Origin of the sequence: Rhodococcus sp. CH91, assembly GCF_022554085.1 — a bacterium.
Taxonomy (GTDB): Bacteria; Actinomycetota; Actinomycetes; order Mycobacteriales; family Mycobacteriaceae; genus Rhodococcus.
Window position 1 is genome coordinate 135,270 of record NZ_JAKFYR010000009.1, and the last position, 21,573, is coordinate 156,842.

Consider the following 21,573-nt stretch of genomic DNA (forward strand, 5'->3'; position numbering starts at 1 on the left):
CGTCGTCGACTTCTCGCGAAGATTCGACGACGACACCGGTCACGAGTCAGGTTGTCAGGCAGAGAGCTCCGTGCTGCGGAGCGCGGCGAGAGCGTCGATGCGCTCGACGGCCTCGGCCACGATCCGGTCGATCAGCTCCTGGCAGCTCGGCAGGTCGTCGAGCATGCCGACGACCTGGCCCGAGGCGAGGACACCGGCGTCGGTGTTGCCTTCCACGAGGCCGGCCTTGAGGAGCATCGGGGTGTTGGCGGCCATGATGATCTGCTGCCAGGTGCGGTCGCTCGCCTTCTTCATGGCGAGTCCGTCCTTGACCAGGGTCGACCACTTCATCCCGGTCATGGCCTTGAACTTGGTCGCGTTCCGGGCAGCTGCGATCAGACCCTTCGCGTAGCTGGAACGTTCGAGGCTGTTCACGAGGTCGGTGTTGAGCACCCGGTGCGGCATGCCGTCGACCTTGAGTGAGACCGTCGTGTCCTGGAGACCACGGGCGAGGTACTGCTGCTTGACCGAATCGGGCACCGCGCTGTCGCTGGTGAGCAGGAAGCGCGTTCCCATGGCGACACCTGCGGCGCCGTAGGACAGTGCGGCCGCGAGCCCGCGACCGTCGAAGAAGCCACCGGCCGCGACCACCGGGATGTCGACGGCGTCCAGCACGCTCGGGAGCAGCAGGGTCGTCGCGACCGGACCGGTGTGCCCACCGCCCTCACCGCCCTGGACGATCACCGCGTCGGCCCCCCACGAGGCGACCTTCACGGCATGCTTGGCAGCGCCGATCGACGGGATCACGACGATGCCGTGATCCTTGAGCTTGGCGATCAGCTCCTTCTTCGGTGCGAGGGCGAACGAGGCGACCTTGACCTTCTCGCGGATCAGCAGGTCGATGCGCTCGCCGGCATCCGAAGCGTCGGCGCGCATGTTCACACCGAACGGCTTGTCGGTCAGCGACTTGGTCTTCGCGACCGCCGCTTCGAGCTCGGCGTAGGTCATCGTCGCGGAAGCGAGGATGCCGAGTCCACCCGCATTGGAGGTCGCGGCGGTCAGGCGAGGACCGGAGACCCATCCCATGCCCGTCTGGACGATGGGATGCTCGATCCCGATCAGGTCCGTCAGCGCGGTGCGCAGGGTGGTCACAGTGCGACCTCGCGGTCGCGCAATCCCTTGGGATCGATCACGTCACGGATCAGACGCAGTTCCTCGGCGGTGGGCTCGCGGGTCACGCCCACCTCGTCCAGGCCGGCGACCTCGAAGGAGGTGTTCTCGGCGACGGTGGCGGCGTCCACACCCGGATGCAGGCTGAGGGCTCGGAAGGTGTGGTCCGGGCCGCCGAAGTCGAAGACACCGAGGTTGGTGACGACGCGCGCGATGTCGAGGAAGCGGAACGCCGGGTTGCTCGGGTCGACGCGGTCGTAGCCGACGCCGGAGACGATGTCGACCTGGTCGACGAACACACGTGCGGAGTGCTTGCCGACCCAGTAGCTGGTGGCGTGGTTGATGGTGTTTCCGGGAGCTCCACGCACGCCGAACATCTGGCGCGTCGGCTGCTGCAGCGGACCGAAGGCCGACAGGTTCTGGTTGCCGTACCGGTCGATCTGGTTGGCGCCCATCACCACGTGGCGCCGGCCCGAGGCGACGACGTCGAACACCTTGCGGAAGGGCATCCATCCCTCGATCGGCGCCTTCGCTCCGAGAGCGGGGACGTCGGCGAGGATGAGCGCTTCACCGTCGGTGATCAGCAGATCCGGTTCGGTGGTGAGCTTGGCCAGCCGCGCGCCGATCTGCGGCAGCGTCGCCATCGGGCTCGCCATGATCTCGCCGGCGCCGGAGAAGATGTCGGCGCATGCGATCGCGCAGTACTCGGCGCGGGTCACGGTTTCGGTGGTGGTCATGCCTGCTCCTGTGCGAACTTCTGGACTGCGGACTGGTAGTCGTCCTCGCTGCCCGAGAGGAAGCGGTCGACGAATGCCTTCCAGGACTCGGGATCCTTGGCGGACTCGGCGTAGTGGCGCTGGAACTTCTCGTCACGCCCGTAGCTGTCGCCGGCCAGGGTGAAGTGTGCGCCGTTCGGTGCCTCGACCACACCGTCGACCATCATGCGGTTGAGGATGAGGGACTGCAGGGGAACGGACTTGACGAGTTCGTCGGTGTCGACGATGCGCTCGACCGACACGTAACGCTTCTCCGCGGCCATGCAGTAGAGATCGTCGAAGTACGGGTCGACACCGGTGTACGCGGCGTTGCCGTGCACGTCGCCGATGTTGAGGTGCACGAACGAGGCGTCGAGGTTCAGCGCGGGCATCGCGATGAGCGTCTCGGTACCGTCGGGCCCGGCGTACGGCGAGGTGACGGTCTTCAGTTCGCCGTCCCAGAAGTCGGGCACGGCCGAACCCAGTCCGGCGCGGATGGGCAGGAAGGGCAGTCGCGCTGCAGCGGCTTCGAGGCCGCACTTGATCATGCCCTCGTCCATCTCGCGGGCAACGATCTCGCCGTTGATGCGGGCCTTGGCGAACCACGGGTCGTAGAACGGTGCCGAGTCGAGGGAGACGAAGCCGTAGTACGCCTTCTTGACCTTGCCGGCCGAGCAGAGCAGGCCGAGATCGGGGCCGCCGTAGGTCACGACGGTGAGGTCGGTGATGTCCGACCGCAGGATGGCGCGGACGAATGCCATCGGCTTCCGGCGCGATCCCCAGCCACCGAGGCCGATGGTCATTCCGCTGCGCAGCTCGCCGACCACGTCGTCGAGCGACATCTTCTTGTCACGCATGGTGTTCCGAACTCCTGGTGTGTGGGCGTCAGCTGTTGCTGCGCGGCTTTCCGGTCGCGACGAACTCGTCGCGGTGCTCGTCGGCGATGCCGGCGAGATTCAGTTCGAAGGTGAAGCCCTGCTCGAGGCGGTAGCTCGTCTTCACGTCGACCGGGTCGATGCGGTTGATGGCTTCCTTCGCGCGGCGGATGACGCGCGTGTCCTTCGCGGCGATCATCTCTGCGACCTCTCGTGCGACGGAGTCGAGTTCGCTGCGCGGAACGACCTTGTACACGGAGCCGAAATGCTCGAGCTGCTGCGCCGTGACGTTCTGCGCCGTGTAGTACAGGGTGCGCATCATGTGCTGGGGGACCAGGCGCGCGAGGTGCGTCGCGGCCCCGAGGGCACCGCGGTCGACCTCGGGAAGCCCGAAGACGGCGTCGTCGGAAGCGACGATGACGTCGGCATTGCCGACCAGGCCGATTCCGCCTCCGACGCAGAAGCCGTTGACGGCGACGATCACCGGTACTTCGCAGTCGTAGACGGCGGCGAATGCGGCAGCGCAACCGTGGTTGGCGGCGATGAGGGCGTCGAAGCCCTCGGTGGCCTGCATTTCCTTGATGTCCACGCCTGCGTTGAAGCCCCTGCCCTCGGCGCGCAGGATCACCACGTGGGTGTCGAGGCTGCGCCCGGCCGTGGTGATGGCCTCGGCCAGGTCGAACCAGGCCTGTGAGGGGAGAGCGTTCACGGGCGGGAAGTCGACGGTGATCGTGGTGATACCGGCGCTGTCGGAGGTCGAGGTGATGCCCATGGCATGTTCCTAACGTCTGTACCGAACCAAGCGATTGCTTGGTAAGTTAGCACAGGATAGCCGCTGGACCCAGAGGGTCGTCGTGGTCACCGGTCGTGCAGTACGACCAGAACATCGAGGAGAGAAGATGCCCGAAGCAGTAATCGTGTCCGCAGTACGATCGCCGATCGGACGAGCACGTAAGGGCTCGCTCGCGTCGATCCGGCCGGACGACCTCGCGACGCAGATGGTCGCCGCGGCGCTCGCGAACGTCCCCGATCTCGACCCCACCGAGATCGACGACCTCATGCTCGGCTGCGGCCAGCCCGCCGGCCAGTCCGGCTTCAACATGGCCCGCGTCGTCGCGGTGCAGCTCGGCTACGACTTCCTGTCCGGTGTCACGGTCAACCGCTACTGCTCGTCGTCGCTGCAGACCACCCGCATGGCGCTGCACGCCATCAAGGCCGGCGAAGGCGACGTGTTCATCTCGGCCGGCGTCGAGTCGGTGTCGAGCTTCGTCACCGGTAACGCCGACGGCCTGCCGAACACGAAGAACCCGCTGTTCGACGATGCGCAGGCACGCAGTGCGAAGCTCGCCGAAGGCGGAGTGAAGTGGACCGACCCGCGCAGTGAGGGGCTCCTTCCGGATGTCTACCTCGGGATGGGACAGACCGCGGAGAACGTCGCCTCCTACACGGGGATCTCGCGCGAAGACCAGGACCGCTGGGGCGTGCGTTCGCACAACCGCGCCGAGGAAGCGATCAAGAGCGGCTTCTTCGAGCGGGAGATCACCCCGGTGACCCTCGCCGACGGCACTGTCGTCACCACCGACGACGGCCCGCGCCCGGGTACCACCTACGAGGCGGTCAGCCAGCTGAAGCCGGTCTTCCGCCCGGACGGCACCGTGACCGCCGGCAATGCATGCCCGCTCAACGACGGTGCCGCCGCTCTGGTGATCATGTCCGACGTCAAGGCGAAGGAACTCGGACTCACCCCGCTCGCGCGCATCGTCTCCACGGGGGTCTCGGGCCTGTCGCCGGAGATCATGGGTCTGGGGCCGATCGACGCGACCCGCAAGGCCCTCGCCCACGCGAACATGGGAATCGACGACATCGATCTGTTCGAGATCAACGAGGCCTTCGCGGTCCAGGTGCTCGGTTCGGCACGTGAGCTGGGTATCGACGAGGACAAGCTCAACGTCTCCGGTGGCGCGATCGCGCTGGGTCATCCCTTCGGTATGACCGGGGCCCGCATCACCACGACGCTCATCAACAACCTGCGCACCCACGACAAGCAGTTCGGCGTCGAGACGATGTGTGTCGGCGGTGGCCAGGGCATGGCGATGGTGCTCGAGCGGCTCAGCTGATCGAGGGCCTCACGGGTGGGTACCGGCGTGCCGGGCCCACCCGTTGCGGCCGGGGGATGCGCACGATCACCAGGGGCCGTGCGTATCCCGCCACGCCTTGCGAATGATCTTCCCGGTGGCGTTGCGCGGCAGAAGGTTACGGGTCAGAGTCCACTGGGTGGGCACCTTGAAGTAGGCGAGACGTTCGGAGGCGAAAGTGGTCAGTTCCTCGGTGGTGACCGAGGAGCCCTCGACGAGGACGACCACCGCGACGACCTCCTGCCCCCATTCCGGGTGGGGAGCGCCGGTCACCATGCATTCGCGTACCGCGGGATGCTCGGACAGGACGCGTTCGACCTCCGACGGGTAGACGTTCTCGCCGTTCTGATGGATGAGATCCGCGCGCCGGCCGACCAGTCGCAGCCGGCCGTTCTCCACGACTCCGAAATCTCCTGTGCGCAACCATCGGTCGGGGGTGATCGCCTCGGCCGTCGCGGCCTCGTCGTCCCAGTAGCCGAGCATGACGAACGGGCTGCGCACACAGATCTCGCCCACATGACCGTCGGGGAGCCACGCCCCGGTCTGGTCCCGGATCTCCAGGCTCACCGTGATGATCGGTGCACCCACCGTGCCCGGATACTGCTCGAGTTCCGCGGCGGTGGCCACCGCGATCGAGGTGCTGCACTCGGTGATGGTGTAGCTGTCCACCATGGCGTGCTTTCCGAACGGAAGTCGTTCGCGCAGGCGCTGTTTGAACTCCGGCGTCGACGGCTCCGACGACAGGGTGAATCGTGTCAGGGAGGTCAGATCGTATCCGTCGAGGTCCTCGTCCTCGAGCATCCGTGCCGCCATCGACGGCACGGCCATCCAGTGCGTGACCTGCTCTGCCTCGATGAGTTCGAGCACCGGCCGCACCCCGTACCATCCCTGATTCATCACCACGGCGCTGCCGGTGGCCAGGCGCGGCACGATCGTGTTGTGCAGGCTCGTGATGTGGAACAGCGAAGACGTCAGCAGGTACCGGGAATCCGACGGCACCGCTCGGTTGTAAACTGCTCCGGTCCAGATCGTCGCGATCGCGTCGAGATACCGGTTGTAGTCGACGACGGCCAGCAGATTCCGCTGGGAATGCAGCGCCCCCTTCGGGTCGCCGCTCGTGCCGGAGGTGTACAGGAGCACCGCGGGATCGTCCTCGGCGATCCTCGGCGGTGGGGGCTGCGCGCCGTCGAATTCCTCGATCAGCCGTGGCAGGTCGTCCTCGATCGACAGCACCACGGTGCGGTCGCGGTCGATGCCGGCCACCGCCGCGGCGCGCGGGCCGTCGACGAAGACCACCCGGGGCCGGGAGTGGCGGATGCCGAACTCGAGTTCCGGCTGGACCCACCAGGCGTTCAGACCCACGGAGATCGCGCCGAGTGCCTGCGTAGCCCAGAACACGGTGACCCATTCCGGTCTGTTCGCGGACAGGATCGCCACCCGATCGCCCGAACGCACCCCGTACCGCTCGTGGAGCGCCGCGGCCAGGGCGTACGACATGCGGGCGTTCTGGGCGAAGGTGATGCGCCGGTCGGACGTCACCAGGTACTCGCGGTCGCCCCACGCGAGGGACTGGGACAGCAGGTCCGCGACGGCGACGTCGCGTTTACGCATGACGGGCATCTCGGTGCCCAGAACTTCCTGCATCACGATCTCGAACTCGCCTCCGGGGCCGGTGAGCCGCGAGATCAGCTGATCGGAGAAGTGGGACGGGTCGGAGGGGATGCTCATCGCCTGCATCCCACCGGTTCCCCTGCACGCTTCACGAACGTCCCCTCCTCCATCGAGTGCGTCTCGCCAGAATCTCACGGCCCGTCATCCCGGCTTCGAATGTACCGGTGAGTGGGACGGGCGGTGACGGGCACCACCACTCTCCCTAGCCTGTGACCTGGGCGTCTGTGGGGAAGCCGGGGTCCTGTGTCCGTAGGGCCGCCGCCCGGCGCCGTACGTCAGAAAGGACTCCATTCGAATGACCGCAACGACGGCGTCGTCGCCCGCGCAGTGGCGTGGCCACGATCTGGGTACCCGCACGGTCGGCTACGACGAGCGGGACGCGATCCTGTACGCGCTCGCCGTAGGGGCCGGTGCGACGGACCTCGATCTCGTGTTCGAGGACAGGCTGCGGGTGCTGCCGACGTTCGCCCTGACGCTGGCCCAGTGGGCGCCGGACGCGCTCGGCGCACTCGGTGCGTTCGATACGAGTACCGCACTCCACGGCTCTCAGAGTCTCGAGGTTCTCGCGCCGTTGCCGCGGTCCGGGGAGATCACGATGTCGGCGCGTGTCGGCGAGGTCTGGGACAAGGGCCGGGCGGCGGTCTTCGAGGTCGTCGTCGAGAGCGACTTCTTCGTGGCGACCTGGTCGCTGTTCGCGCCGGGGGCGGGAGGCTTCGGCGGCGAGCGCGGACCCTCGGCGCCGGCTGCGCCCGAGGGAGAGGCCGATGTGGTCGGCACACTCTCCACCGGTGCGGACCAGGCCGCCCTCTACCGGCTGACGGGCGATCGCCACCACATCCACATCGATCCCGAGGCCGCTGCGCGGATCGGGCAGCCCCGCCCCATCCTGCACGGACTGTGCACGCTGGCGGCGGCGACCTTGCCGCTCGCCGACATGCTCGGCGCACATCCCGCCGATCTGAGGGAGTTGTTCGGCCGATTCGCCGCTCCCGTCTTCCCCGGCGACCGGGCGCAAGTGCGCGCGTGGGGTGGCCCGGCCGATGCCCGGTTCGACGTCGCCACCGAGACCGGCGCCGTCCTTTCCGGCGGTCGCGCCGTATTCGCTTGATCCGCAAAACTGTCTGGAGGAAAGACTTGGACACCTTCGCAGAAGTAGTGCGCTCTCGTCACGGTGACCCGAAGGTGGGGTTGCGTTTCGAGGACCAGCAGTGGACCTGGGACGAGGTGATCCGGGAGAGCGCCGATCGTGCCGCCGCGATCGTGGCGACCGTGCCGGCTCCGGCAGATCGTCAGCGCCACATCGGGGTCCTGCTCGAGAACGTTCCGGACTTCGTGTTCTGGATCGGTGCGGGAGCTCTCGCCGGTGCCGCCGTCGTGGGTATCAATGCCAGCCGCAGCGGCCCGGAGATCGCGCAGGACATCAAGCACGCGGACATCGACCTGGTGGTGACCGAGTCCCGTCTCGCTCATCTCCTCGAGGGCGCCGAGCACGGACTTTCCGCCGACAAGATCTACGACATCGACGAAGCGCGATACCAGGAGTGGCTCGAGCCCTTCCGCGGCGCCGACCTGCCGGAGACGCAACCCTCGCCCGAGGACATCGCGCTGTTGCTGTTCAGCTCGGGTTCCACCGGTGCCCCGAAGGCCGTGATCGTGAGTCAGGGACGGCTCGCCCGCCTGCTCGGCCCCCTCACCGAACGTGTGCGCATGCGGCCGGATTCGGTGGCCTATCTGTGCATGCCGCTGTTCCACGGCAACGCCCTCATGCTCAATCTCGGCACGGCCATGCAGGCCGGCGCGACCGTCTGCCTGATCCGCAAGTTCTCCGCGAGCCGGTTCGCCGACGACATCCACCGCTACGGCGCCACCTTCGTCAACTATGTCGGACGCGCCCTGTCGTACGTCCTGAGCAGGCCGGAGGACCCCCGAGACCGTACGAGCACCCTGGAACTGGCGTTCGGCACCGAGGCCTCGGAAGCGGACGTCGCCCGTTTCTCCGAGCGCTTCGGTTGCACGGTCGTCGAGGGCTACGGGCTGAGCGAGGGCGTCTTCCGGATCAACCGGACCCCGGACACCCCGTCCGGATCGCTCGGCGTCGCAGTCGGCGGGGTGGACGTCCGCATCCTCGACGAGGCCACCGGGGAGGAATGCCCGCGCGCCCGGTTCGACGAATCGGGTCGTCTGCTCAACAGCGAGGCCGTCGGCCAGATCGTCGCGTGCGGTGTCGCGCACACCTTCGAGGGTTACTACAAGAACCCCGGGGCGATGGCCGATCGCATCAAGGGCGACGACTTCTGGTCGGGTGATCTCGGGTACCGCGACGAGAACGGCTTCTTCTACTTCGCGGGCCGGTCCTCCGACTGGCTTCGCGTCGACAGCGAGAACTTCTCGGCTGCCCCCGTCGAACGCATCCTTCTGCGGGTGCCCGGCATCCTCTCGGCACCGATCTTCGCCGTGCCGGACCCCACGACCGGGGATCAGGTCATGTGCGCCGTCGAACTCGACGCCGATGCGGAGTTCGATCCGGCGGCCTTCGGGGCGTTCCTCGCGGAGCAGCCCGATATGGGGGACAAGTGGTGGCCGCGGTTCGTGCGCGTGACCGCCCAGATCCCGCTCACGGGGAGCAACAAGGTGAACAAGGCCCCCCTCCGGGCGGTCGCGTGGAACACCTCCGACCCGGTCTACGTGCGCGTGGGCCGGACCTCCGAGTACATCCTGCTCGACGACGAGGCACGGGCACGCATCGAGGAGGAGTTCGTCGCCAACGGTCGGGCGGCCCTGTTGCCGACCGCAGAACCGGCCCCGGCAGTGTGAGCGCAGCGGGACGCGGGGTCGCCGGGCCTCGCCCGGCGGCGGCCCGCGTCCCTCGGCCCGGGGGGAAGGTCTCGAACAGTGAGACGCCACCATCAGGGGTGATGCCGATCACCTAGCGTTTCGGACGTATCGCGACGGATCCTCCCAGCGGACTCCGCCGCCTGAAATCCTCAACGCTTCCCTTCCTCCCGAAAGGACGGATGACCGTGAGCCTCGGCACTTCCGAACAATCCGAAATCCGTGAGATCGTCGCCGGATCGGCTCCCGCCCGCTTCGCCCGTGGCTGGCACTGCCTGGGCCTGTCGAAGGACTTCAAGGACGGCAAGCCGCATTCGGTCCAGGCCTTCGGTACCAAGCTCGTGGTGTGGGCCGACAGCAACGACGAGATCAAGATTCTCGACGCGTACTGCCGGCACATGGGCGGCGATCTCAGCCAGGGCACCGTCAAGGGCGACGAGATCGCGTGCCCCTTCCACGACTGGCGCTGGGGCGGCAACGGTCGCTGCAAGAACATCCCCTACGCACGACGCGTTCCTCCGATCGCGAAGACCCGCGCGTGGCACACCCTCGATCAGGACGGGCTGCTGTTCGTCTGGCACGATCCCCAGGGGAATCCGCCGCCCGCCGACGTGACCATCCCGCGTATCGAGGGCGCGACGAGCGACGAGTGGACCGACTGGGTCTGGTACACCACCGAGGTCGACACGAACTGCCGTGAGATCATCGACAACATCGTCGACATGGCGCACTTCTTCTACGTGCACTATTCCTTCCCGGTCTATTTCAAGAACGTCTTCGAAGGTCAAGTGGCCAGCCAGTTCATGCGCGGGCAGGCCCGTGAGGACACCCGGCCGCATGCGACGGGTCAGCCGAAGATGCTCGGAAGCCGTTCCGATGCAAGCTATTTCGGTCCGTCCTTCATGATCGACGATCTCGTCTACCAGTACGAGGGATACGACGTCGAATCGGTCCTGATCAACTGCCACTACCCGGTCTCCCAGGACAAGTTCGTCCTGATGTACGGGATGATCGTCAAGAAGTCCGACCGCCTCGAAGGTGAGAAGGCGCTGCAGACCGCCCAGCAGTTCGGCAACTTCATCGCCAAGGGCTTCGAGCAGGACATCGAGATCTGGCGGAACAAGACCCGCATCGACAACCCGCTGCTGTGCGAGGAGGACGGCCCCGTCTACCAGCTGCGTCGCTGGTACGAGCAGTTCTACGTCGATGTCGAGGAGGTCACGCCGGAGATGACCGACCGCTTCGAGTTCGAGATGGACACCACCCGCCCGGTGGCTGCCTGGATGAAGGAAGTCGAGGAGAACCTCGCCCGTAAGGCTCTCGAGCAGCAGTCCACCACCACGGGCTAGGAGCAGATCATGCAGAACCGGATGGAACCGTTGCGGTGCGGCGAATGCGCCGCGCAGGTGCTGGTCCAGAAGAACAGCTGGGAGCACACTTCCATCCAGTGGAACGCCGATGCGCGCCGCCGTTGTCCTGTCGTGCAGGACGAGGGCGGCCGCGACGGCCGCCCCGGCGCGCCCCGGATGTCGTGCTCGAACCTGGACGCCTCGATCGTCCGGGCTGCCACCGCAGGCGTCATCGAGGTGTTCGACGACACGCCGGTCCGTGGCCCTATCGTGCAGTGACCGTTCCCTTCCGACCTTCCGCTCCCGACTACTCCTCGAAGGACCAACGATGCCAGAATCCCTCGACCTCGATCGTTCGTACTACGGCCCGTGGGCCGTCATCGCCGGTGGCTCCGAAGGCGTCGGTGCCGCCTTCGCCGACGAGCTGAGCCGCGCGGGATTCGATCTCGTGCTCATCGCGCGCAAGCCCGGCCCACTCGAGGAGACGGCGGACAAGGCGCGGAGCAACGGCGTACAGGTGCGCACTCTCGCGCTGGATCTCCTCGACGACGACGCCGTCGACGAGATCCGCAAGGCCACACAGGACATCGAAGTCGGTCTGTTCATCTTCAACGCCGGCGCCAACAGCTACGGCCACGAGTTCGTCACCGGCGATCTCGACGGCTTCCGCGGCGTGATCGACCTCAACGTCCACCGGCAGATCGAACTGTCGCACCTGTTCGGCGGGCAGATGAAGGAGCGCGGCCGGGGCGGCATCATGCTCCTCGGTTCGCTCTCCGGCTACATGGGAGCCGAACACCAGAGCATCTACGCCGCGTCGAAGGCGTTCAGCCGGGTCTTCGCCGAAAGCCTGTGGCTCGAGCTCGCACCGCACGGTGTGCACGTGCTCGAACTGGTCCTCGGCGTCACCCGCACCCCGGCGATGGTGCGCGCCGGCCTGAACTTCGACATCCCCGGGATGCTCGTCGCCGAGCCGGAAGACGTCGCGCGCGAGGGCCTCGAGCACCTCCAGGACGGTCCCGTGTGGGTGGCCGGAGGAAACTACGAAGCCGCCGTCAAGCGCAGCGGTTTCCCCCGCAACAAGCTCGTCGAAGGTGCAGCCGCAGCGATGCGGGCTCTTCTGAACCGCTGATCCGCCTCGGATCCCACCTACTCGTCCCCGGGTGCCGTACGGCACCCGGGGACGCCCCATTTCACGACCCTTCGCTCACGACATCCGTCCGGCACGATCTCGCCCGGACGGACGAAGGCCCCGTACCGCCGACGCGGTACGGGGCCTTCGGTTCGCTACGGCCGGTTCAGAAGTCGATGCGCACGTTCTTGCTCTTGGGCCTGGCCTGGCACGCGAGGACGTAACCGTTGGCGATGTCCTCCTCGTCGAGGATCGCGGAGGGCGGGGTGTCCACTTCTCCTTCGACGACGGTGCACGCGCACGACCCGCACTCGCCCTCACGGCACGAATAAGGAACGTCCAGGCCCTTCGACAGCATGATGTCCACCAGGGTGGCGCTGCGCGGCCATACGAGCTCGTGCTCCTCGCCGTCGAGTTGCACTGTCGCAGAGGTCGCGTCGGCGTCCGACTCGTCGAGCTCGACGAGGGGGACGTCGGCGAACGGATCGCCGGACAGCGAGGTGAAGACCTCGGCGTGGATCCGGTCCTTGGGGACACCCGCCAGGAGCAGGCTCTCGCGGACGGTGTCCATGAACGGGCCGGGCCCGCACATGTACGCGCGGTGATCGGCGAAGGAGGAGATCAGGGTCGCGAGCTGCTGCGGGGAGGGCAGGCCCTGCACGCTCTCGAGCCAGTGGACGACGGTGAGGGCGTCGGAGTGTCGTGCGGCGAGCTCACGGAGTTCTTCGGCGAAGATGACGGACTTCTCGTCACGATTGCCGTAGACCACCACCACATTGCGGTTTCCGCTGTGCAGTGCCGACTTGAGGATCGACATCACGGGGGTGATCCCGCTTCCGCCGGCGAACAGTACGAGCTTCTCGGTGAGGTCGACCGGGGTGAAGACTCCCGCGGGAGGCAGCACCTCGATGCTCTGTCCGGCGGTGATGTTGTCGCACAGCCAGTTCGAGCCGTATCCGTCCGCGGTGCGCTTGACCGTGACCTTGAGCGGTTCGTCGGCGTGCGGTGAACTCGCCAGGGAGTAGCACCGCGCAACGGAACCCGTCACGTCGCTGGGAATGCGCAGGGTCAGGAACTGGCCGGGCTTGTAGGTGAAGTCCGCGCGGCGATCCTGAGGTACGTCGAACACCAGCGAACACGCGTCTGCGGTCTCCTGGACGACTGCACTGACGGTCAGCACAGCGGAACGTGAACTGACCGGTGCCTGGACGGCTGTCATCGCAGCGGGTTCCCTTCGATACAACAATTCTCGATCGGACCACGGTAGAACGCCGCCCGATACACACGCGCGTCTCCTCCCGGTAATCGGGACACCGGGAGGAGACGCGGGTTCGGGATCAGGCTGCGCGGGTGGTACGGGGAATCAGAAGCGTGAGGCCGACGGTCACCACGGACAGGACGATGAGCATGATGCCGACCATGTTGATTCCCGCGAGCGGGGTCGCCGCGAAGGCGAGCAGCATGGTGGCGATCGACGTACCGACACCCTGACCGGCGGTGCGCAGCACGGCATTCGTGCCGGTCGTCTCACTCGTGTTGTGCTCGGGCACCGACTCGACGATCAGGTTCGGGATCGCCGTGTAGGCGAAGGCGGTGGCGACGGAGACCACCACGACCATCGCGGTCATGGCGACCACGGAGTGGTGCGCGGTGAGCATGACGACGGTGCCGACGATGAAGAGGGCGGTGCCGAGCAGCATCGACACTCGAGAGCCCACTGCGGCGGAGATCCGTCCGCTCAGCGGGGTGCACACGAAGCCGAACAGGGAACCGATGAACGACAGCCAGCCCGCGTGCGTCGCGCTGAGACCGAGGCCGAAGTCGCCGGTCGACGGCGTCTGCATGATGATCGGGATGATCATGGTGACCACACCCAGCGGTCCCGCCGCGATCGCCACGGTGGCCAGCATCGTGAGGGAGAACTTGCGATCGGTGAACAGGCGCACGTTGATGATGGGGGAGGGGATCCGGAGTTCCCAGCGCACGAACAGGACCAGCGCGACGGTGCCACCGAGGATGAGGCCCAGGGTGCGCGTATCGGACCAACCCCACGCTTGGGACTTGTTGACACCGAGCAGGATCGCGGCGACAGCACCCGCAAAGCCGGCCGCCCCGACGTAGTCGATCTTCTCGGAGGTGCCGGTGGGCCGGCGCCACGGGAGGACGAACCAGACGAGCAGCAGGGCGAAGACGGCGTAGACGGCCGCGACGACGAAGATCATGTGCCAGCTGGCGTTGTCGATCAGCAGACCGGCGACGAGCAGCGACGCGGAGCCCGCGGCCACGGCGGAGCCCGAGATCAGCGCGACTGCCACAGGAACGCGCGCTGCGGGCAGGTGCTCACGGGCCAGGCCGATGCACAGCGGCAGAATCGCCCCCGCCACACCCTGGATCGCTCGGCCGATGATGATGCTGGTGAGGCTGTCACCGACGGCACTGATGGTCGAACCCAGCGCCGCGACGGCGAGAAGAACCATCAGGATCCGTTCGCGGCCGTACATGTCGCCGAGTCGGCCGCACACCGCGGCGGATGCCGCCGAGACGAGCAGGAAGGCGGTCACCGCCCACCCGACCGTCGAGGCGTTGCTGTCGAATTCGGTGATCAGCGTCGGGATCGCAGCGAACATCATCGATGTTTCGAATGCGCTGATGATCTCGACGGCGATCAGGACCGACACGATCACCCATACCGGCCGCTGCCGGTCGAATCGACCGTTCCCCTTGGGAACTGCGGATTCCTGTTGGGAGAGTTCGTTGGCGTAGGACGTCACGGCACATTCCAGACTCTCGGCGGCCCGATCGCGGGCCGAAGTTCCTGCCCCTGGAAAAGGGAGTGGTTCGGATCACTTTCTAGGGCAGGTGAGGGTCGTCTCGCCGTGCAATCTCGCTGAGCGAGACCGCGTCCGACGCACGGATCAGATCAATGCGGCCTCGTGTACCGTGCGGTCGAACTCGGGCAACTCGGCGCCGTCACGAAGAATCGTCGCGAGCGACGGGTCCGCGAGGTGCAGTCGTCCGATGGCGATCAGGTCGAATTCGTCCTCGCCGAGGCGGCGTTCGAGTTCGGGAACGTTGTTGCGCACGGGGGCGGCCCCCTGCATACGGCTCTCGCGCAACGATGTCGAGATACCGACGCTGCCCACGGCCATCGACAGGGCGCCGGTGACCTTCTTCGCCCATCCCGCGAGGCTCAGATCGCTTCCCTCGAAGGCCGGAATGTCGAAGCGGCGGATGCTCGCGTCGAACACGTCGACGCCGGCCTCCTTCAAGGGGGTGAGGACGGCCTTCAGTTCGTCCGGGGTGTGGGCGATCCGCGCTTCGTAGTTCTGCTGCTTGTGCTGCGAGAAGCGGTAGAAGATCGGCAGGTCGGCGCCGATCCGGGTGCGGATTGCTGCCACGACCGCCGCGGGGAAGCGGGTGCGGCGCTCGAGATCACCGCCCCACTCGTCGTCGCGGAGGTTGGTGCCTTCCCACAGGAATGCGTCGAGCAGGTAGCCGTGTCCGCCGTGCAGCGCGATGCCGTCGAAGCCGACCTCCGCAGCGTTGGCGGCGGCGTTCGCGTATGCCGAGATCACCTGCTCGATGTCCTCGGTCGTCATCGCCCGCGTGGGTACGGATGCTCGCGTGACGTAGTCCTCGCCGTAGGAGGTCACACCCGGCTCGCCCCAGATCCCGGACGGGCGCATGGGAGTGAGTGCGGGATCGACGTCGGCGGTCATCGCACCCCACAGGGGGCCGACGTGCCACAGCTGCGGGACGATGCGTCCACCCTCGGCGTGGATCGCGTCGACGACACGGCTCCAGCCCTCGAGGGCGGCCTCGCCGTACATGTGGGGCACGCGGGGGTTGTCGACCGCGGTGGGGTGATCGATGGCGACACCCTCGGTGACGATCAGTGCCGTGCCGCCGGCCGCGCGGCGCCGGTAGTACTCGACCACGTCGGGGCCGGGGATGCCCCCCGGCGAATGGGACCGGGTCATCGGAGACATCACGATGCGGTTGCGGAGCTCGAGGGAGCGCACCGACAGGGGGCGGAAGAGGGGGGACTCGGCTTCGGTCATGTCAGTCTCGACTCTTTCGGCTGGTGCGGCGACAGGTGCAGGCACGCTCGGCCCGCGTCTCGGTTGTACCGATGGCCCGGTCGGAGAGACAGGCATCTCCTGCTCAGTGAGACGTGCTCGCGGCCGCCGCCGCGAGTGATTCCTCCCGTGCTGCGTACACCACGTCCGCTGACCGGGAATTGTGCAATAAGTCACGCGCCTTGTACGCTGAGGGCACCCACAAGAATCAATTTCAGTCAGTTCGATCCGTGGGTGACGAATGTCGGAGAAAGGGTGACGATGTCCGAGTCGCAACATGCGCAGCTCTCCCAGGCACCGAAGCGCGAACTGCCTGCGTCGATGGTCGAGCGTATGACCCTCATCCTCGATGCCTTCGACGACCTCTCCTCGCGTCTCACGCTCGAAGAGGTCGCCTGCCGCACCCAGCTTCCGCGATCGACGGTCCACCGCATCCTCGACCAGATGGTGCGGCTCGACTGGATCGACCACGCGTCGTTCGGCTACTGCCTCGGCCGCCGCGCGAAGTCCATGGGAGAGGGCGACAGCGGGCACATCCGCATCCGTGAGGCCGCGGCGCCGCTTCTCCACGAACTCCACATGACCACCGGCATGGTCGCGCACCTGTCCGTCCTCGACGGCCGCGACTGCGTCTACCTGGACAAGCTCGGCGGCCAGCTCGCCGCCGCACTGCCGTCCCGCGTCGGAGGACGCGTGCCCGCCTACGCCACCGCCGGAGGGAAGGCCCTGCTCGCCGGGCTCGAGCCGGAGCAGGTCGACGCCCTCTACGTCGGTCCGCAACTGCCGCGTCGCACCGAACGGACCATCTCCGACCTGTCGACCCTGCACCTCGAGCTCAACCGCATCCGCCGCCGCCACGGACTGGCCTTCGAAACGGGTGAGGCCACCGCCGGCATGTCGTGCGTGGGTGCCGCGATCCGCAGCCCCGCGTCGCCGATCGCCGCGATCTCCCTGTGCGGGCCCACGCGCCCCGGCCACCTCGAGCGCATCGCCCCGCTCGTGGCCAACGCCGTCCGCGACATCTCGCGCACGCTCTACCCCGAGTTGAGTGCGCCCCGTCGCAATCGCGCCGCGCGGGCATCCGAGGCGTCCTGGTCGCCGCAGGTCATGGAGCGCATGCTCGCCACCCAGTCCGACGCCTGGATCTGATCGCACTACGTGTTCGCTCCCGACGGCCGGGATATCCCGGTCATCGGGAGCGTCCGTGCGACGTGAAGTGCATCACTGGAAGCCTCGTCACCATGACGACGGAATTGAGTTTCGAGACAACCGCGAGGGAACTCGCGACCGAGCGCGGCACTCTGCGCTACCACGAAGCCGGCGAGGGTGAGCCCCTCCTGCTGCTCCACGGCTCCGGCCCGGGGGTGACCGGCTGGCGGAACTATCGTGGTGTGCTGGCCGACCTCGCGGAGCACTTCCGCTGCCTCGTCCTGGAATTCCCCGGCTTCGGCGTGAGCGACCCGTGCGAGGGACACCCGATGGCCATGGCCTCGGTGGCTGTGACCGACTTCCTCGACGGACTCGGTCTCGACCGCGTCTCGATCATCGGCAACTCGATGGGAGGAATCGTCGGGACGCAGTTCGCGATCGCGCAGCCCGATCGGGTGAAGAAGCTCGTCACCATCGGCGGAGCGGGACGCTCGGTGTTCGCACCCGCACCCGGTGAAGGCATCCGGCTGCTCATGGAGTTCACGGACGATCCGACCCGCGAGAAGCTCGTCCGCTGGCTGCGCTCGATGGTCTACGACCCGGCGATCGTGACCGAGGAACTCATCGAGGAGAGATGGGCGCTCGCCACCGAGCCGAAGACCCTCGAGATCGCGCGGCGTATGTACAGCACCGCGGCATTCGCCGCATCCGCGAAGGCCGCTGCCGCCTCCGACGCCACTCCCTACTGGGCGCAGCTCCACAAGATCACCGCCCCGACCCTGCTCACCTGGGGACGTGACGACCGGGTGAGCCCCGTGGACATGGCGATGCTCCCCATGCGCGAACTGCGCCGGGGCGAACTGCACGTGTTCCCCAATTGCGGGCACTGGACCATGATCGAGGCCCGCGACGCCTGGCTGTCGGCCGTACTCGCGTTCCTGAACCGAACGGACGTCTAGACGACCGGGTGCCGGGATGCCCGTCCGCCCTCCCGGCACCCGTCCAGACGGTTCCCGCTCAGTGGAAAGCCGACGATGCGAGGGCGGTACTCCTGAGACCGTAAGCGCCGACGGAACCGACGCTCACCACGCCGTAACGGGGGCGTCACCCTTACAGAGCTGGAGAGATCATGGGACAGGTGCTCGACTCCGTTTCGGAGTTCGCTGACGAGATCCGCGCGGACGGCGCCGAGGGCGACAAGCTCATGCGTCTGACCGACCGCAGCGCCAAGCGGCTTCGCGATGCCGGCGTCATCCGGCTTCTGCAGCCGAAGGAATTCGGCGGCCTCGAGGCGCACCCGCGCGAGTTCGCGGAGACCGCCATGGCCATCGGTGCGATGGACGGCGCCACGGGCTGGGTCAGCGGGATCGTCGGTGTACACCCCTGGGAGATGGCGTTCTTCGATCCGAAGGCCCAGGAGGAGGTGTGGGGCGAGAATCCCGACACCTGGATCGCCTCGCCGTACGCGCCGATGGGTGTCGCCACCCCCGTCGAGGGCGGGTACATCCTCAACGGCCGCTGGTCGTTCTCCTCGGGCACGGATCATTGCGACTGGGTGATGATCGGTGCGGCAGTCGGAGACAAGGACGGCAATCGGCTCAGCCCCCCGCAGAGCCTGCATGTACTGCTGCCGCGGTCGGACTACCGCATCGACGACGAGAGCTGGAACGTGGTCGGTCTGCGCGGAACCGGCTCGAAGGATCTGATCGTCGAGAACGCCTTCCTCCCCGAATACCGCACCCTGCGCGCCGAGCGCGTCATGGGTGGCGTCGCGTGGAAGGACGCCGGACGCGACGAGACCCTCTACAAGTTCCCCTTCTCGTGCATCTTCCCGCTCGGCATCACCTCGTCGCTCATCGGCATCGCCGAAGGCGCGCTCAATTGCTACATCGAGACCCAGCGTGAGCGGGTCACCGTCTCCGGGACGCCGATCAAGCAGGATCCCTACGTGCTCTCGGCCCTCGGTGGTGCTGCGGCGGAGATCGCCGCGTCCCGTGCTGCGATCCTCGAGACCGTCGACCGGTTCTGGGACCTGACCGAGAAGGGCGTGGAGGTCACCTTCGAGCAGCGCGCGATCGGCCGGCGCACGCAGACCGCCGCAGCCTGGCGGGCGGTGGCGGCCGTCGACGAGATCTTCGCCCGGGCCGGTGGTGGAGCACTGCAGATGACCAACCCGCTGCAGCGTTTCTGGCGCGACGCCCATGCGGGCCTGAGCCACGCCATCCATGTCCCCGGATCGATCTTCCATGCCTCGACGCTCTGCCAGCTCGGCGAGGAGCCGCAGGGCATGATGCGGTCGATGATCTGACACCACAACCATTACGGCGAAGGAACATTCGGATATGACGGACATCCGGGGCCTGGGCTATCTCAGGATCCAGACCACAGACATCACCCGGTGGCGGGAACTCGTCGTCGACGGACTCGGCATGGCAGTGGGTACCGGACCCGAGGCGGACGGTCTGTACCTGCGTGTCGACGAGCGGCGCGCACGGCTGATCGTGCTTCCCGGCGAGATCGACAAGGCGCTCGCCGTCGGATGGGAAGTGCGTGACGAGTTCGCTCTGCGTCGCGTGCGCGAAGCGGTCGAGAAGGCCGGCATCCACGTGGAGGTCCTCTCCGAGGAGGAGTCGACCTACCGCGACGCCGAGCAGGTCATCGCGTTCGACGACCCGGGCGGCACCCGCACCGAGGTCTTCTTCGGGCCCGTGCTCGATCACAGCCCGCTCGTGACGCCCTTCGGCGCCACCTTCCACACGGGCGAGGAAGGGCTGGGACATGTCGTCCTGCCCACGGCGGCATTCGCCGAATCCTACGAGTTCTACACCGAGGTCCTCGGTTTCCTGCCGCGCGGAGCGACTCGGCTCGGCGGGCTGTCGGCACCTCCGCCGGTTCGGCGCGTGCGCTTCCTGGGGGTCAACCGCCGCCATCACAGCCTTGCGCTGTGCCCGGCGCCGCCCGGAAGCGAACCCGGTCTCGTGCACCTGATGCTCGAGGTCGAGACGCTCGACGCCGTCGGGCAGGCCCTGGATCGGATCGACAAGCTCGGCTTCTCGATCTCGTCGACCCTGGGCAGGCACACCAACGACAAGATGGTCTCGTTCTACGTCCGCGCTCCGGGCGGATGGGACATCGAATTCGGTACCGAGGGCATGCTCGTGGACGAGACCTTCTACACCGCAGAGGAAATCACCGCGGACAGCTACTGGGGCCACGACTGGTCGGGCTCCGAGCCGCTCGCGGCGTTCACGCCCCCGGCGGGCTGATCCCGCAACCGATGGCCGCCGACGACCTCCTGGACACGGTTCGGGATCTGCTGCCCGGGATCGCCGCCCGCGCAGCGGATACCGACCGGCTCGGCCGTGTTCCCGAGGAGACGATGCGCGAGCTCGTCTCCGCCGGTGTGTTCCGCATGCTGCAACCGCGCCGCTACGGCGGACTCGAGGCCGAACCGGCGCGGTTCTACGAAGTCGTACGTGCCCTGTCGGGATCGTGCGGTTCGACGGGGTGGATCGCTTCCGTCGTCGGCGTTCACCCCTGGCACCTCGCCCTGTTCGACGATCGCGCGCAACGCGATGTCTGGGGGGAGGACGATGCGACGCTCGTGTCGTCGGCCTACGCTCCCGCCGGTCGTCTCGTCCCCGTCGACGGCGGATACCGGCTCTCCGGGACGTGGATGTTCTCCTCCGGCTGCCGATTCGCGTCGTGGGCACTGCTCGGCGCGATGATCGTCGGCTCCGAGGGCAGGCCCCTGGATTTCGTCACGGTGCTCGTCCCCCGCAGCGACTACACGATTCGCGACATGTGGAACGTCGTCGGGATGCGGGGGACGAGCAGCGACGAGATCGTCGTCGACGACGTGTTCGTGCCCGACTATCGCGTCAAACGCAACTACGAGACCTCGCAGCTGCGCGGCCCGGGCCAGAAGGTCAATACCGGTCCGCTCTACCGCCTCCCGTTCGCGGCCCTGTTCACCACCACCGTCGCCGTCCCCGTCGTCGGGGTGGTCGCGGGATGTTACGAGGAGTATCTGTCCGCGATGCGGGAACGGGTGCGCCTGAGCCTGGGCGGAGGACGATTCGTGGACGATCCGTTCGCGCAGGTCGCGGTCGGACGTGCCGCCTCCGATATCGACGCCGCAATTCTGCAGCTCGACCGGAACATCCGTGAACTGTGGGAACTCGCACGCACGGGCAAGGAGATTCCGCTGCGTCTGCGTCTGCGTACGCGCCGCGACCAGGTACGGGCCACCGAGCGGGCGGTCGAGGCGATCGATCTGCTGTTCAAGACGGCCGGCGGTACCTCACTGTTCCTCGGCGGCGTCATCGAACGCGCGTGGCGTGATGCGCACGCAGGCAGTGTCCACGTCGCGAACGAACCCGAACGCGCCTACGCCCTGTACGGGCGCGACGCATTCGGGTTGCCGGTCGAGGACAACCTCGTATAG

The 21,573-nt window shown here is 67.3% G+C and carries 19 protein-coding genes; 11 read left to right on the top strand and 8 right to left on the bottom strand.

The window, feature by feature from the left end; all coding sequences use genetic code 11:
- Window positions 1-54 precede the first annotated feature (54 nt).
- Genes ipdC through echA20 form a run of 4 tightly spaced genes read right to left on the bottom strand, consistent with a single transcriptional unit; the run spans window position 55 to window position 3,551 of the window.
- On the bottom strand, window positions 55-1,131 hold the full coding sequence (ipdC, locus tag MOM01_RS17580) for a (3aS,4S,5R,7aS)-5-hydroxy-7a-methyl-1-oxo-octahydro-1H-indene-4-carboxyl-CoA dehydrogenase (protein WP_241386720.1): 1,077 nt from the start codon (window positions 1,129-1,131) through the stop codon (window positions 55-57).
- Window positions 1,128-1,886, bottom strand: coding sequence for a cholesterol ring-cleaving hydrolase subunit IpdB (gene ipdB / locus MOM01_RS17585; RefSeq protein ID WP_241386721.1), 759 nt, complete (start codon window positions 1,884-1,886; stop codon window positions 1,128-1,130). Before ipdB ends, ipdC begins: the two co-directional genes overlap by 4 nt.
- Complete coding sequence (locus MOM01_RS17590; RefSeq protein ID WP_241386722.1) at window positions 1,883-2,761, bottom strand: CoA transferase subunit A; 879 nt, start codon at window positions 2,759-2,761, stop codon at window positions 1,883-1,885. The genes ipdB and MOM01_RS17590 overlap by 4 nt, the downstream gene beginning before the upstream one ends.
- A 28-nt stretch (window positions 2,762-2,789) precedes the next feature.
- The gene (gene echA20, locus MOM01_RS17595; RefSeq protein WP_241386723.1) at window positions 2,790-3,551 is read right to left on the bottom strand and encodes a (7aS)-7a-methyl-1,5-dioxo-2,3,5,6,7,7a-hexahydro-1H-indene-carboxyl-CoA hydrolase; all 762 of its coding nucleotides are present in this window, start codon (window positions 3,549-3,551) and stop codon (window positions 2,790-2,792) included.
- A gap of 127 nt (window positions 3,552-3,678) precedes the next feature.
- On the opposite strand from echA20, the gene MOM01_RS17600 reads away from it, so the two are divergent.
- Window positions 3,679-4,896, top strand: coding sequence for an acetyl-CoA C-acetyltransferase (locus MOM01_RS17600; protein WP_241386724.1), 1,218 nt, complete (start codon window positions 3,679-3,681; stop codon window positions 4,894-4,896).
- A gap of 66 nt (window positions 4,897-4,962) precedes the next feature.
- Here MOM01_RS17600 and MOM01_RS17605 read toward each other — a convergent pair whose 3' ends face one another.
- A complete protein-coding gene (locus MOM01_RS17605) occupies window positions 4,963-6,642 on the bottom strand; it encodes a class I adenylate-forming enzyme family protein (protein ID WP_241386725.1) in 1,680 nt (559 codons plus the stop codon).
- A 238-nt stretch (window positions 6,643-6,880) separates the two neighbouring features.
- Here MOM01_RS17605 and MOM01_RS17610 point away from each other — a divergent pair, with 238 nt between their 5' ends.
- The 5 genes from MOM01_RS17610 to MOM01_RS17630 all read left to right on the top strand — a co-directional run bounded on the left by MOM01_RS17610 (window position 6,881) and on the right by MOM01_RS17630 (window position 11,898).
- On the top strand, window positions 6,881-7,693 hold the full coding sequence (locus tag MOM01_RS17610) for a MaoC/PaaZ C-terminal domain-containing protein (RefSeq protein ID WP_241386726.1): 813 nt from the start codon (window positions 6,881-6,883) through the stop codon (window positions 7,691-7,693).
- 26 nt (window positions 7,694-7,719) lie between these two features.
- Entirely contained in the window at window positions 7,720-9,399 is a 1,680-nt protein-coding gene (locus tag MOM01_RS17615; protein WP_241386727.1) for an AMP-binding protein, read from the top strand.
- A 200-nt stretch (window positions 9,400-9,599) separates the two neighbouring features.
- Entirely contained in the window at window positions 9,600-10,766 is a 1,167-nt protein-coding gene (locus MOM01_RS17620) for a Rieske 2Fe-2S domain-containing protein (protein WP_241386728.1), read from the top strand.
- Between the two features lie 21 nt (window positions 10,767-10,787).
- Complete coding sequence (locus tag MOM01_RS17625; RefSeq protein ID WP_241386789.1) at window positions 10,788-11,045, top strand: hypothetical protein; 258 nt, start codon at window positions 10,788-10,790, stop codon at window positions 11,043-11,045.
- Window positions 11,046-11,094: 49 nt separating this feature from the next.
- Entirely contained in the window at window positions 11,095-11,898 is an 804-nt protein-coding gene (locus MOM01_RS17630; protein WP_241386729.1) for an SDR family NAD(P)-dependent oxidoreductase, read from the top strand.
- Window positions 11,899-12,064: 166 nt separating this feature from the next.
- On the opposite strand, the gene MOM01_RS17635 is transcribed toward MOM01_RS17630, so the two are convergent.
- The 3 genes from MOM01_RS17635 to MOM01_RS17645 form a co-directional block, all read right to left on the bottom strand.
- On the bottom strand, window positions 12,065-13,117 hold the full coding sequence (locus MOM01_RS17635; RefSeq protein WP_241386730.1) for a ferredoxin--NADP reductase: 1,053 nt from the start codon (window positions 13,115-13,117) through the stop codon (window positions 12,065-12,067).
- A 118-nt stretch (window positions 13,118-13,235) separates the two neighbouring features.
- A complete protein-coding gene (locus MOM01_RS17640; RefSeq protein ID WP_241386790.1) occupies window positions 13,236-14,582 on the bottom strand; it encodes an MFS transporter in 1,347 nt (448 codons plus the stop codon).
- A 231-nt stretch (window positions 14,583-14,813) separates the two neighbouring features.
- Entirely contained in the window at window positions 14,814-15,959 is a 1,146-nt protein-coding gene (locus MOM01_RS17645) for an oxidoreductase (protein WP_241386731.1), read from the bottom strand.
- 273 nt (window positions 15,960-16,232) lie between these two features.
- Between MOM01_RS17645 and MOM01_RS17650 the strand changes: the two genes are divergently transcribed.
- The 5 genes from MOM01_RS17650 (at window position 16,233) to hsaA (ending at window position 21,573) form a co-directional block, all read left to right on the top strand.
- Window positions 16,233-17,126, top strand: a complete 894-nt coding sequence (locus MOM01_RS17650; RefSeq protein WP_374112322.1) for an IclR family transcriptional regulator — start codon at window positions 16,233-16,235, stop codon at window positions 17,124-17,126.
- A gap of 92 nt (window positions 17,127-17,218) precedes the next feature.
- Window positions 17,219-18,085 (top strand): alpha/beta fold hydrolase, encoded by an 867-nt coding sequence (locus MOM01_RS17655; protein ID WP_241386733.1) that lies wholly within the window; start codon window positions 17,219-17,221, stop codon window positions 18,083-18,085.
- Window positions 18,086-18,255: 170 nt separating this feature from the next.
- Complete coding sequence (locus MOM01_RS17660) at window positions 18,256-19,434, top strand: acyl-CoA dehydrogenase family protein (protein WP_241386734.1); 1,179 nt, start codon at window positions 18,256-18,258, stop codon at window positions 19,432-19,434.
- A gap of 34 nt (window positions 19,435-19,468) precedes the next feature.
- The gene (locus MOM01_RS17665) at window positions 19,469-20,392 is read left to right on the top strand and encodes a VOC family protein (protein WP_241386735.1); all 924 of its coding nucleotides are present in this window, start codon (window positions 19,469-19,471) and stop codon (window positions 20,390-20,392) included.
- Window positions 20,393-20,403: 11 nt separating this feature from the next.
- The gene (gene hsaA / locus MOM01_RS17670) at window positions 20,404-21,573 is read left to right on the top strand and encodes a 3-hydroxy-9,10-secoandrosta-1,3,5(10)-triene-9,17-dione monooxygenase oxygenase subunit (RefSeq protein ID WP_241386736.1); all 1,170 of its coding nucleotides are present in this window, start codon (window positions 20,404-20,406) and stop codon (window positions 21,571-21,573) included.

Bases quoted from the DNA above. Each gene is read 5' to 3' on its own strand.
- ipdB (WP_241386721.1), bottom strand. From the start codon at position 1,886: ATGACCACCACCGAAACCGTGACCCGCGCCGAGTACTGCGCGATCGCA.
- MOM01_RS17590 (WP_241386722.1), bottom strand. From the start codon at position 2,761: ATGCGTGACAAGAAGATGTCGCTCGACGACGTGGTCGGCGAGCTGCGC.
- echA20 (WP_241386723.1), bottom strand. From the start codon at position 3,551: ATGGGCATCACCTCGACCTCCGACAGCGCCGGTATCACCACGATCACC.
- MOM01_RS17600 (WP_241386724.1), top strand. From the start codon at position 3,679: ATGCCCGAAGCAGTAATCGTGTCCGCAGTACGATCGCCGATCGGACGA.
- MOM01_RS17605 (WP_241386725.1), bottom strand. From the start codon at position 6,642: ATGAGCATCCCCTCCGACCCGTCCCACTTCTCCGATCAGCTGATCTCG.
- MOM01_RS17610 (WP_241386726.1), top strand. From the start codon at position 6,881: ATGACCGCAACGACGGCGTCGTCGCCCGCGCAGTGGCGTGGCCACGAT.
- MOM01_RS17620 (WP_241386728.1), top strand. From the start codon at position 9,600: ATGACCGTGAGCCTCGGCACTTCCGAACAATCCGAAATCCGTGAGATC.
- MOM01_RS17625 (WP_241386789.1), top strand. From the start codon at position 10,788: ATGGAACCGTTGCGGTGCGGCGAATGCGCCGCGCAGGTGCTGGTCCAG.
- MOM01_RS17630 (WP_241386729.1), top strand. From the start codon at position 11,095: ATGCCAGAATCCCTCGACCTCGATCGTTCGTACTACGGCCCGTGGGCC.
- MOM01_RS17635 (WP_241386730.1), bottom strand. From the start codon at position 13,117: ATGACAGCCGTCCAGGCACCGGTCAGTTCACGTTCCGCTGTGCTGACC.
- MOM01_RS17645 (WP_241386731.1), bottom strand. From the start codon at position 15,959: ATGACCGAAGCCGAGTCCCCCCTCTTCCGCCCCCTGTCGGTGCGCTCC.
- MOM01_RS17655 (WP_241386733.1), top strand. From the start codon at position 17,219: ATGACGACGGAATTGAGTTTCGAGACAACCGCGAGGGAACTCGCGACC.
- MOM01_RS17660 (WP_241386734.1), top strand. From the start codon at position 18,256: ATGGGACAGGTGCTCGACTCCGTTTCGGAGTTCGCTGACGAGATCCGC.
- MOM01_RS17665 (WP_241386735.1), top strand. From the start codon at position 19,469: ATGACGGACATCCGGGGCCTGGGCTATCTCAGGATCCAGACCACAGAC.
- hsaA (WP_241386736.1), top strand. From the start codon at position 20,404: ATGGCCGCCGACGACCTCCTGGACACGGTTCGGGATCTGCTGCCCGGG.